General features: G+C 54.6%; 14 protein-coding genes. All 14 read left to right on the top strand.

Features of this window, described 5'->3' with window-relative positions; all coding sequences use genetic code 11:
* Positions 1-269 precede the first annotated feature (269 nt).
* The 14 genes from gspC to iagB all read left to right on the top strand — a co-directional run bounded on the left by gspC (position 270) and on the right by iagB (position 14691).
* Positions 270-1001, top strand: coding sequence for a type II secretion system protein GspC (gene gspC / locus USH94_RS06960; RefSeq protein WP_111963889.1), 732 nt, complete (start codon positions 270-272; stop codon positions 999-1001).
* A gap of 13 nt (positions 1002-1014) precedes the next feature.
* Positions 1015-2940 carry a type II secretion system secretin GspD gene (gene gspD, locus USH94_RS06955; RefSeq protein WP_111963890.1) on the top strand — a complete coding sequence of 642 codons (1926 nt, stop codon included), beginning with the start codon at positions 1015-1017 and terminating at the stop codon, positions 2938-2940.
* 12 nt (positions 2941-2952) lie between these two features.
* Entirely contained in the window at positions 2953-4431 is a 1479-nt protein-coding gene (gene gspE, locus USH94_RS06950; RefSeq protein WP_111963891.1) for a type II secretion system ATPase GspE, read from the top strand.
* Positions 4431-5639, top strand: coding sequence for a type II secretion system inner membrane protein GspF (gene gspF, locus USH94_RS06945; RefSeq protein WP_111963892.1), 1209 nt, complete (start codon positions 4431-4433; stop codon positions 5637-5639). The genes gspE and gspF overlap by 1 nt, the downstream gene beginning before the upstream one ends.
* A 2-nt stretch (positions 5640-5641) precedes the next feature.
* Entirely contained in the window at positions 5642-6091 is a 450-nt protein-coding gene (gene gspG / locus USH94_RS06940) for a type II secretion system major pseudopilin GspG (RefSeq protein ID WP_111963893.1), read from the top strand.
* Positions 6091-6576: a type II secretion system minor pseudopilin GspH gene (gspH, locus tag USH94_RS06935; protein ID WP_111963894.1), complete on the top strand. Its 486-nt coding sequence runs from the start codon at positions 6091-6093 to the stop codon at positions 6574-6576. Before gspG ends, gspH begins: the two co-directional genes overlap by 1 nt.
* Entirely contained in the window at positions 6569-6952 is a 384-nt protein-coding gene (gspI, locus tag USH94_RS06930) for a type II secretion system minor pseudopilin GspI (RefSeq protein WP_111963895.1), read from the top strand. The genes gspH and gspI overlap by 8 nt, the downstream gene beginning before the upstream one ends.
* Entirely contained in the window at positions 6945-7625 is a 681-nt protein-coding gene (gene gspJ, locus USH94_RS06925; protein ID WP_111963896.1) for a type II secretion system minor pseudopilin GspJ, read from the top strand. Before gspI ends, gspJ begins: the two co-directional genes overlap by 8 nt.
* Positions 7622-8641 carry a type II secretion system minor pseudopilin GspK gene (gene gspK / locus USH94_RS06920; protein ID WP_111963897.1) on the top strand — a complete coding sequence of 340 codons (1020 nt, stop codon included), beginning with the start codon at positions 7622-7624 and terminating at the stop codon, positions 8639-8641. Before gspJ ends, gspK begins: the two co-directional genes overlap by 4 nt.
* Before the next feature lie 15 nt (positions 8642-8656).
* Positions 8657-9802 (top strand): type II secretion system protein GspL, encoded by a 1146-nt coding sequence (gene gspL, locus USH94_RS06915; protein WP_111963930.1) that lies wholly within the window; start codon positions 8657-8659, stop codon positions 9800-9802.
* Positions 9799-10284, top strand: a complete 486-nt coding sequence (gene gspM / locus USH94_RS06910; protein ID WP_111963898.1) for a type II secretion system protein GspM — start codon at positions 9799-9801, stop codon at positions 10282-10284. The genes gspL and gspM overlap by 4 nt, the downstream gene beginning before the upstream one ends.
* Positions 10281-11078: a prepilin peptidase gene (locus tag USH94_RS06905; protein ID WP_111963899.1), complete on the top strand. Its 798-nt coding sequence runs from the start codon at positions 10281-10283 to the stop codon at positions 11076-11078. Before gspM ends, USH94_RS06905 begins: the two co-directional genes overlap by 4 nt.
* A gap of 259 nt (positions 11079-11337) precedes the next feature.
* Entirely contained in the window at positions 11338-14106 is a 2769-nt protein-coding gene (locus USH94_RS06900) for a glycosyl hydrolase family 18 protein (RefSeq protein ID WP_223581759.1), read from the top strand.
* Positions 14107-14238: 132 nt separating this feature from the next.
* Positions 14239-14691 carry a type III secretion system invasion protein IagB gene (gene iagB, locus USH94_RS06895; protein WP_111963901.1) on the top strand — a complete coding sequence of 151 codons (453 nt, stop codon included), beginning with the start codon at positions 14239-14241 and terminating at the stop codon, positions 14689-14691.
* The last annotated feature ends 91 nt before the right edge of the window (positions 14692-14782 follow it).

Genomic DNA, 14782 nt, shown 5'->3' with positions numbered 1-14782 from the left:
GGAGACGGAAAAGTAAAGGATACGGGCGGAAGGGGCAATTTGAATGCAGGATAAAAATATTCGGCCTGCGCTTTTAGCATAGGTTTATTTAACGTTCAATCTTTTTCTAAATTATTGTTGGCGGAAGTATAAATGGGCGGGGGATAGGGAACTCATTAGTATTTACGCCACTTACTCATACAGCCCTGTGCTGTGAATTACTGACTGGCAGAAAGGCTCGTTAAAAAATGCGGATGTCATTTGTTAATCAATTGATTATGCCCTGCGTCATGTTTGTGCTGCTCATTTTCTGCGGCCAGCAAGGGTATATGGTTTATAAAGATTATAAGAAAGTTACGAACAGATTGTCTGATCCAAAGCAGAAGATGCAAAAAAAAAGTCATGATGAAACTCAGTTTGTACTTTTTACGCCGGCGGTGATGCCAGCGAAACAGCCAGCGGCGTTGAAAAAGCCGCTCAGTGCGGAAATCGAAGGTATTCTCAGCAGCGACGAAGCCTGGCTGTCCTTTGCGGTGATAAAAACCCCCTCCGGACAAAAGAGCTATCGCGAGGGCGAAATGCTCGCCGGTTTTGACAATGCCTATATTGCCGAAATTCATCCCGATAATGTGGTGGTGAATTATGAAGGCGCACCGCAGGTTATTTCACTTAAAAAACCAGACTATTTTAAAGGCGGCGTTGACAGCAGCCCGGTAACCAAATCGAAGAAAGATGCAGGATTGGATAATCTGCATCTGGATGATTATCTGGTGTTAAAACCATTAATCGAGAAAGGCCAGCTGGAAGGCTACAACATTAATCCACGCAATGCGTCTCCTTTCTACAGCCATGCTGGCCTGGAAAAAGGTGATGTAGTGGTAAAAGTTGACGATGTGGATATGACTAAAGAGGCGCAGGCAAAAGAGATCGTTGCCCGCTGGTCAAAAATGAAAGAGGCGGATGTCATTATTCGGCGTCACGCTCACCTTGAAAATATTCGGGTCAATGTTATAAACAATTAATAAGTGTACAGACATGAAGAAATTTCCATGGGCGTGCGTAGCGCTGACCGCATTGTCATTATATTCCGGTTCGCTGTTCGCGGCGAACTTTAGCGCCAGTTTTAAAAATACCGATGTCCGCGAATTTATCGATACCGTCGGGCGTAACCTCAATAAAACCATTCTGGTCGATCCTTCCGTTCAGGGAACGGTGTCGGTCCGTACCTACAACGTGCTGACGGAAGAGGAATATTATCAGTTCTTCCTGAGCGTGCTGGATCTCTATGGTCTGTCGGTGATCCCGATGGATAACGGGATGGTGAAAGTCGTGCGCTCTTCGGTGGCCCGCATGTCGGGCGCACCGATTGCCGACAGCAAAAACCCCGGCAAAGGCGACGAAATCATCACCCGCGTGGTGCGGATGGAGAACGTCCCGGTACGTGAGCTGGCCCCCCTTTTGCGTCAGTTGAACGACGCCTCCGGCATCGGCAACGTGGTTCATTTTGAACCGTCAAACGTGCTGTTGTTAACCGGCAAAGCCTCGGTGGTAAACCGCCTGGTCGATCTGGTGCAGCGAGTGGATCAAAGCGGCGTCCAGCGCCGTGAAATCGTGCCACTGCGTTTTGCCTCGGCCAAAGATCTTTCTGACATGTTGAACAATCTCAACAACGAAGAGCAGAAAGGGCAAAACGCCCCGCAGCTGGCGACCAAAGTGGTCGCCGACGATGAAACCAACAGCCTGGTGATTAGCGGCAGCCCGGACGCGCGTCAGCGCACCCGGATGCTGATCTCCCAGCTCGATCGCGAGCAGAACAACGAAGGCAACACCCGCGTCTTCTACCTGAAATACGCCAATGCCAGCAAAGTGGTGCCGGTGCTGACGGGGATCGGAGAGCAATTGAAAGATAAAGCGGGCGGCGGTAAGAGCAAAGCCGCGCCGATGGCAGGCGACCTGAATATTACTGCCGACGAGTCTACCAATTCGCTGGTGATCACCGCCCAGCCAAACGTCATGAATTCGCTGGAGAAAGTGATCGACAAGCTGGATATCCGCCGTCCACAGGTGCTGGTGGAGGCGATCATCGCCGAAGTTCAGGACGGTAACGGCCTGGATCTGGGCGTGCAGTGGACCGGTAAACACGGTGGGGTTCAGTTTGGTTCGACCGGCCTGCCGATCAGCCAGATCAAGAAGTCAAAAGTCATTGGCAGCTATACGGGCCTGGCGACCGGTTTCTTTAACGGCGATTTTGGTGCGCTGATGACGGCGCTGTCCACTAACGGCAAAAACGATATTTTGTCGACACCGAGCGTGGTGACGCTGGATAACAAAGAGGCGTCGTTCAACGTCGGTCAGGATGTACCGGTACTCTCCGGTTCGCAGACCACCAGCGGCGATAACGTGTTTAACTCGGTGGAACGTAAAACCGTCGGTACTAAGCTGAAAATCGTACCGCAGATCAACGATGGCGACATGATCCATCTGAAGATTGAGCAGGAAGTTTCCAGCGTGGATAACACCTCGACGGCCGATGCCAGCCTGGGCCCAACGTTCAACACCCGCACCATCAATAACGAAGTGATGGTCCACAGCGGACAGACGGTGGTACTGGGAGGTTTGATGGAAAACGTCACTAAACAGTCGGTCTCGAAAGTACCGTTGTTGGGCGATATTCCGGTCGTGGGGCAGTTGTTCCGCTATACCTCGCAGGACAGCGCCAAACGTAATCTTATGGTGTTTATCCACACCACCGTACTGCGCGACGACGACAACTACAGCGCGGCGTCGAAAGAGAAATACGATCAGATCCAGGCGCGTCAGCAGCAGCGTATGGAAGAGCACAAGCTGGGCATTGTAGAGAATTCTGATTCCCCGATGCTGCCGGCCTATCCGTCCCAGAGCCACGCCGCGCCGGTGAGCGCCAGTGCGCCGGTGTCGTCCCGCAACCCGTTTAAAGAGTAAGGCGGACGCGACATGACCGAGATGAGTAATGCGCTCTGTACCAGCACCTGGGCGAAAGAGAACGGGGTCCTGTTCTATAACGACGAGGTTTATATCCGCGAGGATGCGCAGGCGTATGCCCTGCTGGAGATGCGCCGCGTGCTGGGGCGCTCCTATGCCCCGACGATCTTGACGGCGGAAGCGTTTGACGAACTGCTGACCAAAATATGGCAGCAGAACAGCGGCGTCTCGCAGCAGCTGGTGGACGACATGGACGCCGATATTGACCTGATGGCGTTAACCGAGGAGATCCCGGACAACGAAGATCTGCTCGATAACGACGAGAACTCACCGGTGATCCGCCTGATCAACGCCATTATGGGCGAAGCGGTGAAAGAGGGGGCCTCCGATATTCATATCGAGACCTTCGAGCGCACCCTGAGCATTCGTTTTCGCGTTGACGGCGTGCTGCGTCCGGTGCTGCAGCCGGCGCGCAAGCTCGCGCCGCTGCTGGTGTCGCGTATCAAAGTGATGTCCAAACTGGACATCGCCGAAAAACGTCTCCCCCAGGACGGTCGTATTTCGCTGCGCATTGGTCGTAAGGCTATTGACGTGCGTGTCTCCACTATTCCTTCTCAGTACGGAGAACGCGTGGTGATGCGTCTGCTGGATAAAAGCAACCTTAAGCCGGACATCAACAAGCTCGGTCTGATTGACGAAGAGCTGGTGAAGTTAAAGGGACTGATTGAACGTCCGCACGGCATCATCCTGGTGACCGGCCCGACCGGTTCGGGGAAAAGTACCACCCTGTACGCGCTGCTGTCGGCGCTTAACGGTCATGAACGCAACATTCTGACCGTGGAAGATCCGATCGAGTATGAACTGGAAGGTGTAGGACAGACCCAGGTCAACCCGCGCGTGGATATGACCTTTGCACGAGGGCTGCGCGCCATTCTGCGCCAGGATCCGGACGTGGTAATGATCGGGGAAATTCGTGACGGTGAAACCGCGCAAATCGCGGTGCAGGCGTCCCTCACCGGTCACCTGGTAATGTCTACCCTGCACACCAACAGTGCGGCGGGCGCCATTACCCGTCTGCGTGATATGGGGCTGGAGTCATTTTTAATTGGTTCGTCGCTGCTTGGCGTCATTGCCCAGCGTCTGGTGCGTCGGCTGTGTACGCACTGCCGCACGACCAGTCCGCTGGATGACAATGAGAAAGCGCTTTTCACCTTTATGGAAACGCCGCCCAAAGCGATTTATCGCGCCGTGGGCTGCGAACAGTGTCGCCAGAGCGGCTACCAGGGACGCGCAGGCATCCATGAATTTCTGGTGGTCGACAGCGCCATGCGCCGTGCGATCCATGAAGATAAAGATGAGATGTCCATCGAAACGCAGCTTTTCAAAGAGGCCTACAGCCTGCGTGAAAACGGTCTGCTGAAGGTGATCTCCGGCGTGACCTCGCTGGAAGAGGTGATGCGCGTCACCGCCGAGCGCGGAGGGGATGCGTAATGGCCTGGTATGCGTGGTCCGCGACGGACGCCGCCGGGAAAACCCAGCGCGGCAACCTGCAGGCCGAAGGGCCAAAGCAGGTGCGCCAGATGCTGCGCGAACAAAAGCTGATACCGGTGAATATCTCCCCAACCAGCGATCCGGCGGCGGGGAAAAACGCCCGTAAAGGGGCAAAACTGTCGATTCCGGTGCTGTCGATGTTTACCCGACAGCTTGCGACGCTGGTCAATGCCGCGCTGCCGCTGGAGAGTGCGCTAAAGGCGATTGCGAAGCAGACGGAAGATAAAACCCTGGCGGCGATGGTGACCGAGATCCGCGACAAGATTGTGGAAGGCCACACGCTGTTCGACGCCTTCAGCCAGTTTCCGCGCAGCTTCGATAAGCTCTACTGCACCCTGGTGATGGCCGGTGAAAAGACCGGTCATCTCGGGGGCGTGCTGGAAAAGCTCGCCGAATACAACGAGCAGCGCCAGAAGATGAAAAGCAAGCTCACCCAGGCGATGGTGTACCCCATCACCCTGACGGTAGTGGCGATCGCGGTGATCTCCATTCTGCTGGTCGCCGTGGTGCCGCAGGTCATCGACCAGTTCACCCATATGAAACAAGAACTGCCGGTGACCACCCGCACGCTGATTGCGGTGAGCGACTTTCTACAGGCCTGGGGCATCGTTATCGCCGGCGGCCTGTTCGGGGCGTCGGCGAGCTTTAAATTTTGGATAAAAAAAGAAAAGAACCGATTTGTTTATCATCGGTGGCTGTTGCTAAATTCACCGCTGAAAAAACTGGTCTGCGCCATCAACAGCGCGCGCTACATCCGCACGCTGAGTATTTTGCAGGCCAGCAGCGTTCCGCTGCTGGAAGGGATGTATATCGCGATGGACGGGATAGAAAACCTCTATGCCCGGCAGGTGCTTGAGCAGGCGGCGGACACCGTGCGCCAGGGGGCATCTCTCTACAACGCGCTGGAACAGGCGAAAATTTTCCCACCCACCATGCTTTATATGGTGGCCTCCGGGGAGGAGAGCGGCGAGCTGGGCTCGTTGATGGATCGCGCGACGGAAAACCAGGAATCTGCATTACAGCATCGAATTACTTTAACGCTGTCGGTATTTGAGCCGGCACTGGTAGTAACTATGGCGACCGTTGTTCTATTTATCGTTCTTTCAATATTACAACCGCTTCTTCAACTTAATAATATGGTGGGTTAATCATGTCTTTGAAAAAGAATAGCCTGAAGCGTCAGGCGGGATTCACGCTGCTCGAATTAATGGTGGTTATCGTTATTCTCGGTGTGCTGGCCAGTATGGTGGTGCCTAATTTAATGGGCAATAAAGAAAAAGCCGATATTCAGAAAGCGACCAGCGATATTGTGGCGCTGGAAGGTTCGCTAGATATGTACAAGCTCGACAACCATCGCTATCCGACCACCGAGCAGGGGTTGCAGGCGCTGGTGACCAAACCTGAAATTGCGCCCATTCCGAAAGGCTACCGTGACGACGGCTATATTCGCCGCCTGCCGCAGGATCCATGGGGCAATGACTATATTCTGGTCAGCCCGGGAGAGCATGGCGCTGTCGATATTTTCTCAGCCGGTCCGGATGGAGAAGCGAATACTGCCGACGATATCAGCAACTGGTCTTTTGATAAAAAAGATAAGTAATGAATAAGCAACGTGGATTTACCCTGCTGGAAATTATCGTGGCGCTGGTGATATTCGCCCTGAGCGCCATGATGGTGGTCACCACCATTCCATCACGCAGCGGCGCAGATACATTTGGTCAGCAGCTAAAATCCCTCGTTGAATATGGTTCTGACCGTGCGGTAATGGACGGAAATATTGTCGGGCTGGTGATGACCTCCTCAGAATTTGAACTGGTGACACAGATTGGAAATAACGGCGAACGCCACTGGGCACCGCTAAAGGCGGGACGGATTGCTACCCGCGGCGAGTTTCCTGAGGAGATGCACGTCTCCCTCTCGCCGCGAACGCTGGCGGCCACGCTGGACGATGAACCGCAAATCATTTTTTTGCCGGACGGCGAGATGAGCCGCTTCACGCTCAGCTTCGAAAGCCTCGATAAAAAGCAGCGCTTTCACGTGATGTCACAGGGCTCTGTTCCCGTGGTGGTGGAAAACGATGACTAATCGCAAAACCAAAGAGCAGGGGATGACCCTGCTGGAAGTGATGGTGGCGCTGGTGATTTTCTCCACCGCGGCGCTGGCGCTGATGAACTCCGTCACCCTGAACGTGCGCTTTACCCACAGCCTGTCGGAAACACTGCAGGCCGGCTGGGTGGCGGAAAATCTACTGGCACAAGCTCAGCTTGCTCAGACCGATTTTCCGGATGCCGAGCAGGTGGGTACCGAAACCATGGGCGGACAAACCTGGACCTGGCATATCCAGCGGGTAAAAACCGCCGAAAATACCTTTGCCGATGAGGTAAGGGTTTACAGCGAAGGAAGCGATGCGCAACCGGTGGTGGCACTTCAGCTCGACGAACCGGAGGTGGATCGTGAGTAAGGCGCAGCGTCAGCAGGGCTTTACCCTGCTGGAAATTATGATTGCGCTGGCCATCTTCGCGGTGATCAGCATTCTCGCCTGGCAAATTCTTGACGGTGCGATGCGCACCTCGACGGCCAGCGACGAGGCGGCGACAAAAGTGACGGCGCTTCAGCGCACGTACAATCTGCTCTCGCGTGACTTTTATCAGCAGCAGGCGCGCGCGCCGCGCAACAGCGGCGAGGTGTTCGTTCAGCAGCAGAATGGTCTGGAAATGACAACCCTTAACGGCATCAGCGGTCAGGTGCAGCTAGAGCGGGTGAGCTGGACGTTAAAGGACAAGCGCCTGTGGCGCAACGTCTGGGCTGCTATCGATGGTCCCGCCAGCGCGCAGCCGGAAGAAGTGCCGATTCTGAACGATGTGAAAGCGATGAAATGGCGTTTCTGGCACGAAGGCTGGCAGGAGAAATGGACCGACATCGCCCATCAGCCTGATGGCGTTGAGCTGAATCTGACTATGGAAAACGGCGAAACCTGGCGCTGGGTTTTTATCACTCCCGGCGATATGCCTGAGATCCAGACCGCACCAAAAGAGACGAATGCGGACCCGGCGCAGCCGGCAGCGGAGAATGCGGCGCAGCCCGTAACCAACCCGCAGCCCGATACGGCAGAACAACCAGGAGTGAGTTCATGAGCGGCAAACCTGCGCGGAAAGAGCGTGGCGTGGCGCTACTGGTGGTCCTGATCCTGCTGGTGATGATGTCCGCCCTGGCGGCGAAAATCAGTCAGCAGTTCTGCCGCCACCTGCAAAAAACGCATTATCAGGTCAGCCAGCAGACGCTGCGCTGGGCCATTGCCCGTCAACAGAAGGTACTGGAAAACGTATTGCAGAAAGCGGCCAGTTCAGAAGGGGCGGGGCTTTCGCCGCGAGGTGACTGGGCCCAGCCCCTGGAAACCCACGGGGATAATTACACCGTGGTGAGTCAGGTGGAGGATGCCCGGACCTGCTTTAACGTCAATAGTCTGCTGGCCGTTGATGCGGCGCCAGCGGCCCCGGCCGACGCCACTGCGCTGCCGGAAAAACCGGTCAAAGAGCAGATTGTCGAACAGCTGCTGGCAGAAGGCGGAGTCGGTACGCTGGCGGCAGAAGAGATTTACCAGCAACTGGTGGATTATCTTGACGCCGACGACGTGACGGCGAAACAGGGCCAGGAGGCCGATGCCTGGGCGAGCGTGACGCCCGCCCGTGGTCCGGCGAATCAAATGATGCGCACCATCAATGAAATCAGACTGCTGCCCGCCTTTCCGCAGGCCGCATGGCCGAAGGTCAGCAAACTGCTGTGCGCCTTGCCGGATACGGATGGCACCATAAATGTGAATACCTTAACACGAGAACAGTCGCCGCTGCTGGCGGCGGTTTTTACCGGCGTGTTAAACACGGACGATGCTGCCCGCCTGATCGATTCACGCCCGGAAGAGGGCTGGGAGTCGCTGGAGGCATTCAGCAAAGTGCTGGAGAGCAACTATCCGCAGACCAAAGATATCCTGGCGCAGATTCAGGACAGGGTTGCGGTCAACAGTCGCTATTTTCGGGTGGATACCACCGGCAATACCGATGATTTAACGCTGCGCGTCGTCAGCCAGCTTCACGTTGACAGTGAGGCGGGCAAGGTCGTTACCTGGCAACGCCGCTACCGAATGGTTGAATAAGATAAGTAGAAGATGATGAAAAAGGTGCTTTTTATTCGTCCCGATACCCGTGAGGACGGCAAAATTTGGTGGTGTGAATCCGGTAACGATCGGGTGGAATATCTGACGGGCTGGAGCGCACTGAGCGAACTTTCCTGCCATCCGCTTTCTCAGCAGGTGTGCCTTTTGCTGCCGGCGAGCGAGACGATTTTTCGTCATTTTACCCTGCCGAAAAAGGGACTTTCAGCCCAGACGGCGCAGTTCTCGTGGATGGCGGAAGAGACGCTGCTCGGCGAGGTGGAGACGCTGCACTGGACGGTGCTGAACAAAAAGGGGCCAGAAGTGGATGCCGTGGCCATCGACGCTGAACGTCTGCGCCACTGGCTTGAGCTGTTCGCTCAGGCGGGGCTCACGGTGATCCAGGCGCTGCCGGATGCCTGGCTGCTGCCGGTGAGCGAAGGGGGTACTACGCTGGTGAGCCTGGAAGAGAGCTACTGGCTGCGTTTTTCTCCCAGCAGCGCTGGCGAAGCCGATGCGGTCCTGCTGCCGCTGCTGTTGAGTAAATGCCCGACGGGTGAGGTGTGCTGCTATGGCGATGCGCCGCAGGAGGTACAGGTGGATGAACTGCTGGCGTGGCAGCATCCGCTGGTGTTGATCCAGCCCCAGTGGCAGGGCTGTCGTATCAACATGCTGCACGGGGAGTTTTCCGGGCGCAGCGCCAGCGATCCGCGTTTTCGCCACGCGAAAACGGCCCTCGTTGCGGCGGCGCTGGTTTGCGTTGGCCTGCTGATCGGCCCCCGCGTTGGTATGGCGTTGATGCTCACTCACCAGCAAAACGAGATCCACCGCGAGATGACCACCGTAGCGCAGCACTATTTCCCGACCCTGCGCCAGACCAGCAACCTGAAATACTACGTCGGGCAGAATATCAGCAAGGCTAAGAAAGGGGTCTTCCTGCAGCTCGAAGCGCTGAATCAAATCAAGCAGTCACTGCCGTCTCTGGAGATCAATAACGTGGAATATGACGAAACGCAAAATCAGCTGACGTTGAATGTGAAATCCATGGATAAACAGACCCTGCAGGATTTTGTCGCCCGCAGCGCCGATACCTTTGAATTTGCGATGCAGCCGATTTCCGGCGAGGCGCCTTATACCGCCATTATTACCGGGAGCTATAAATGAAAACGCAAATAGCCCAGTTAAAAAAACGTTGGCAAAATTATAGTCCACGCGAGCGTAATTTATTTAAACTCTGCGGCGGGGCACTCTGCTGTGCGATGGTTTATTACGGCGCGATGATGCCGCTCGATACTCTGATCAAAAATAACGAGGCCGTGTTATTTAAGCAGAAGCAGACGCTGAACTGGATGCGCCAGGAAATTGATAAAAACCATCTCCAGTCCAGAATAGTCAATACCCCGAATCCGCGCAGCGTGGTGGAAGAAAGTGCCAAAGTCGTGCACGTCGCGTTGACAGACGTGCGTCAGGAAGAGCAGTCGCTAACCTTTGTTGTCGAGCGCGTCAACATTTCTGCCCTGCAAAACTGGCTGCGTGAGATGAACGTCTCTTCCGGTATACATCTGGAGAAACTCGCGTTAACGCCGGTGGATCGTCAGAGTGACGTGAAGGCACGCGTTACGCTGAGCTGGGCGAAAAGCGCATGAACCCGCTAATGCTGTTGCAGCAAGCGAATCTGCCGGGACTGTGCGTGATGAGCGGAGCGCTGGGGGCAATCCTCGGCAGTTTCCTGGGCGTAGTCGGGGAGCGTATTCCGCCGCTGGTAATGGAAGAAGAGGGGGCAGGCAATCTGCTGTTTCCCGCCTCTCACTGCCCGGAATGCCACCATACCCTGAGCGCGTGGGAAAATATTCCCATCATTAGCTGGTGTGCGCTGCGCGGTCGCTGCCGTCACTGCCATAGCGAGATTCCGCTGCGGTTGCTGCTGGTGGAAGTCTGTAGCGCCGTCTTCTTTGCCGCCAGCGCGGCGCTGGCACCGTCGTTTTCGGCGCTAATCGCGCTGTGGGTGATGTGGAGTTTTCTGCTGCCGCTGTCGGTGATCGATGCGCACCATATGCTGCTGCCGGACTGCCTGACCCAGCCGCTGCTGTGGACGGGGCTGATGTTCCATGCCCTGTTCCGGACGCTACCGCTGACCGATGCTATCTTTGGCGCGGTGGCAGGGTATCTGTCGCTCTGGCTGGTTTACTGGGCATTCCGTCTGCTGACCGGTCGGGAAGGGTTAGGCTATGGTGATTTTAAGCTGCTGGCAGCGCTAGGCGCGTGGTGCGGATGGCAGGCGTTACCCTCTATTTTGCTGATCGCGGCGCTGGGGGGCATTATTATGCATTGCCTGTTAAAACCCTTTGAGAATAAAAATAACCTTATTTCCTTTGGCCCATATATTGCGTTTTCCGGGCTGGCTGTATTTATTTCTCAAATCCCCTATCTCATTTTTTAAATAATGCAGTCAAGTTTTTTTTGAGGTTTTTTCATTGAGGGAAGGAAAGGAGAAAATAAATTCCTCATTGTATTCTCTTCTCCACAATAAAAGATTTGTTGAATGTTTTATGAATGGAGGAAGGTACGGCGTAATAATAAGCAGGTCTTTGGTGAACCAGAAGCGTTCACGATTAATTTATCAGTAAATAACGTTCGTCCATGTTTAATGGAAAAGCATGGGTATTTAATTTCACAAATCGTATTATCAGGATCAAATAATGAAATTTCTGAAGCCTAAATATCTGGCACTCTTCGTTGCAGCGGCTGCAAGCCCGGTGTTCGCAGCAGTGCCCGGTAAAGCAACTATCGCCAGTGGTAATGATAAATTTGCCATTGTCGAAGTTGATCAGTCTGCTTCTGCTTACAATAGCCTGGTCAAAGTCCATGATGGCGCCGATGTTAAAGTGCAGTGGGACGTCTGGAGCGGCGCTGCGCCGACTTCAGCGAAAGTGCTGCTCGATGGCAAAACCGTCTGGACCGGCGCAGGCAGTATGTCCGGCACGGCTACGTTTAAAGTGAAGAAAGGTGGTCGTTATCAGGAAACGGTTGAGCTCTGCAATGCCAGCGGCTGCAGCACCAGCGCCAGCAAACTGATTATCGTCGCGGATACCGACGGTAGCCATCTGCTGCCACTCAACACCACCATGCAGGAAAATAACAAAACCCTCTCTAAGCACACCGATAAAGTAGTGGGTGCTTATTTCCCTGAGTGGGGTGTTTACGACCGTAACTTCCCTGTAGACAAAATCCCGGCGGCTAACCTTAACCACATTCTTTATGGCTTCATTCCAATCTGCGGCGGCGACGGCATCAACGACAGCCTGAAAACCATCGAAGGCGGTAACAGCTTCGAAGCGCTTAAGCGCGCCTGTGCTGGCCGTCAGGACTTCCAGGTGGCGATCCACGACCCGTGGGCCGCACTGCAGAAGCCTCAGGCTGGCGTAAGCGGCTGGGACGATCCCTACAAAGGTAACTTCGGCCAGTTGATGGCAATGAAGAAAGCCAACCCTGGCCTGAAAGTGCTGCCGTCGATCGGTGGCTGGACCCTTTCCGATCCGTTCTTCAAAATGCATGACAAAGCGATCCGCGATCGCTTCGTGGCTTCCGTTAAAGATTTCCTGAAAACCTGGAAATTCTTCGACGGTGTGGATATCGACTGGGAATTCCCGGGCGGCGGCGGTCAGAACGAAACGCTGGGCAACCCGCAGCAGGATAAAGAGACTTATACCGCACTGATGCGCGAACTGCGCGCCATGATGAATGAACTGTCAGCCGAAACCGGCCGTACCTTTGAACTGACCTCAGCAATCGGCTCAGGCAGCGACAAAATTGAAGACGTTGATTACACCACTGCACAGCAGTACATGGATCACATCTTCCTGATGAGCTACGACTTCTACGGCGGCTGGAGCAACACCGATCTGGGTCACCAGGCGGCACTGCGTGCGCCGGCGAACAAACCGGATACTAATTACACCACCGAAAACGGCGTGAATGCGCTGCTCGCGCAGGGTGTACAGCCTGGCAAAATTGTCGTGGGGACGGCCATGTATGGTCGCGGCTGGACCGGCGTTCACGGTTACAGCAATAACAACCCGTTCACCGGCACGGCAACGGGCATGGTGAAAGGGACCTGGGAACCGGGCGTGGTTGACTATCGTCAGATCGTTAACGAGTACAAAGGCAAAGCGGGCTGGGAATATAACTATGATACTACCGCTGAAGCGCCGTATCTGTTTAACAAAACCACCGGCGATCTGATCACCTATGAAGATGCCCGTTCCGCAACGGCGAAAGGTCAGTATGTGCTGGCGAAAAATCTGGGCGGTCTGTTTGCCTGGTCTATCGACTCCGATACCGGAGACATTCTGAACGCGATGAATGAAAGCCTGACAGGCGGCGGCGCTGCGCCGGTTGATCCGGTAGTGACCAACCATGCGCCTGTGGCGACTGCCGCTGACCAGAGCGTAACCGGTCCGGCGACGGTGACCCTGGATGGCTCGGCTTCCACCGATCCGGATGGCGATGCCATCACCTACAAGTGGACGCAGATCTCTGGCCCGTCGGTGACTATCACCAACAGCACCAAAGCGAAAGCGACCTTCAACGTTGCTGCTGTCACCAGTAATCAGACTCTGGCGTTCCGCCTGACGGTTACTGACGCGAAAGGGTTGAGCAGCACTGCTGACGTCCAGGTCGTGAACAAAGCGCCGAAAGCAAACCAGGCGCCGGTTGTGAACCAGATGGAAGCCGTGACGCTGGAAGCGGGCCAGAGCTACTCTCTGCACGCTCAGGCTAACGATCCTGATGGCGACGCGCTGACCTACTCCTGGAGCGTTCCTGCGAATATGCAGGCGACAGGCGCAGATACCGCGAACCTGAACATCACCGCGCCGGACGTGGACACGGAATCAACTTACACGCTGAGCGTGCTGGTAAGCGATGGCAAGTCCAGCGTACAGACTAACGTACAGGTGACGGTAACGCCTAAAGCGGCGGAAACGCCGTCTGACGAAGGCAACACCCCATCTGATGAAGGCAACACGCCGTCTGACGAAGGCAACACCCCTTCCGATGAAGGCAACACGCCATCTGACGAAGGTAACACCCCATCCGATGAAGGCAACACGCCGTCTGACGAAGGCTCTGCCACCAATAGCTGCGATAAGCCTGTTGACGCTAACGCCAGTAAATATGCTGCCTGGAGCGCAAGCAAGGTTTACAACGCGGGGAATACCGTCAGCTTCGACAACCTGGTCTGGAAAGCAAAATACTGGACTCAGGGCAACCAGCCGGGCTTCGGTGTGGATGCATGGGAGCTGGTAAGTCAGGTGAAATTCAACTGGCGCTCCGACGTGGTTTATAACGGCGGCGACACTACTACCTACAACGGTTACACCTACACCGCCAAATGGTGGACGAAGGGTGATAAACCAGGTAGCAGCGATGTATGGGTGAAAAAAGGCCCGGCGACTGACTGCCAGTAAGTCACTGCCATCACGATGCGGGTAAGAAACTTGCCCGCTATTACGGTCCACGTCCCGAGACGGACGTGGGCCGTAAATCAGGAAAAGAGTAATAACCGCGTAAGGAGACAATGAAAAAGAGCCGGACTGAAAATGAAAACGTTATTTTTATTGTTGCTGGTAATAAGCCATAGCGTCTTTGCCAACTGCTGGGATAAAGCCGCCAGTTATTATCATGTGGATCCTTATCTGTTATATGCCATTGCTAATGTTGAATCGGGAATGAATCCGAATGCGATTGGATTGAATCACGATGGCACGCGTGATGTCGGCCTGATGCAGATTAACAGTTCACATTTTTCCGATCTGGAGCGAAAAGGCATTAATGAGTACCGGTTAATTACCGAGCCCTGCACCTCGATTATGGTTGGCGCATCGATATTATCCGGAATGATTAAAATTTATGGCTATAACTGGGAGGCGGTCGGCGCCTATAACGCGGGCCTGAAAAAAGAGAATTTCGCGCAGCGCATGGTCTATGCCCGCAAGGTCTGGAATAAATATCAGAAGTTAAAACGTAGCACCCGCAACCGTTATTATTATTGATTTTTGTTTTTTGAAGAGTACCGACTGGTGTTCTTCATAAAACGAAACTGCTCCCGGGTTTATTTATTAAATGATTAATAAATAAACCGCG

The organism is Enterobacter sp. 148H3, from assembly GCF_034107425.1.
Lineage (GTDB): Bacteria > Pseudomonadota > Gammaproteobacteria > Enterobacterales > Enterobacteriaceae > Enterobacter > Enterobacter vonholyi.
The sequence above is the reverse complement of the archived record's forward strand: the minus strand, read 5'-3'. Positions and strand labels throughout refer to the sequence as shown.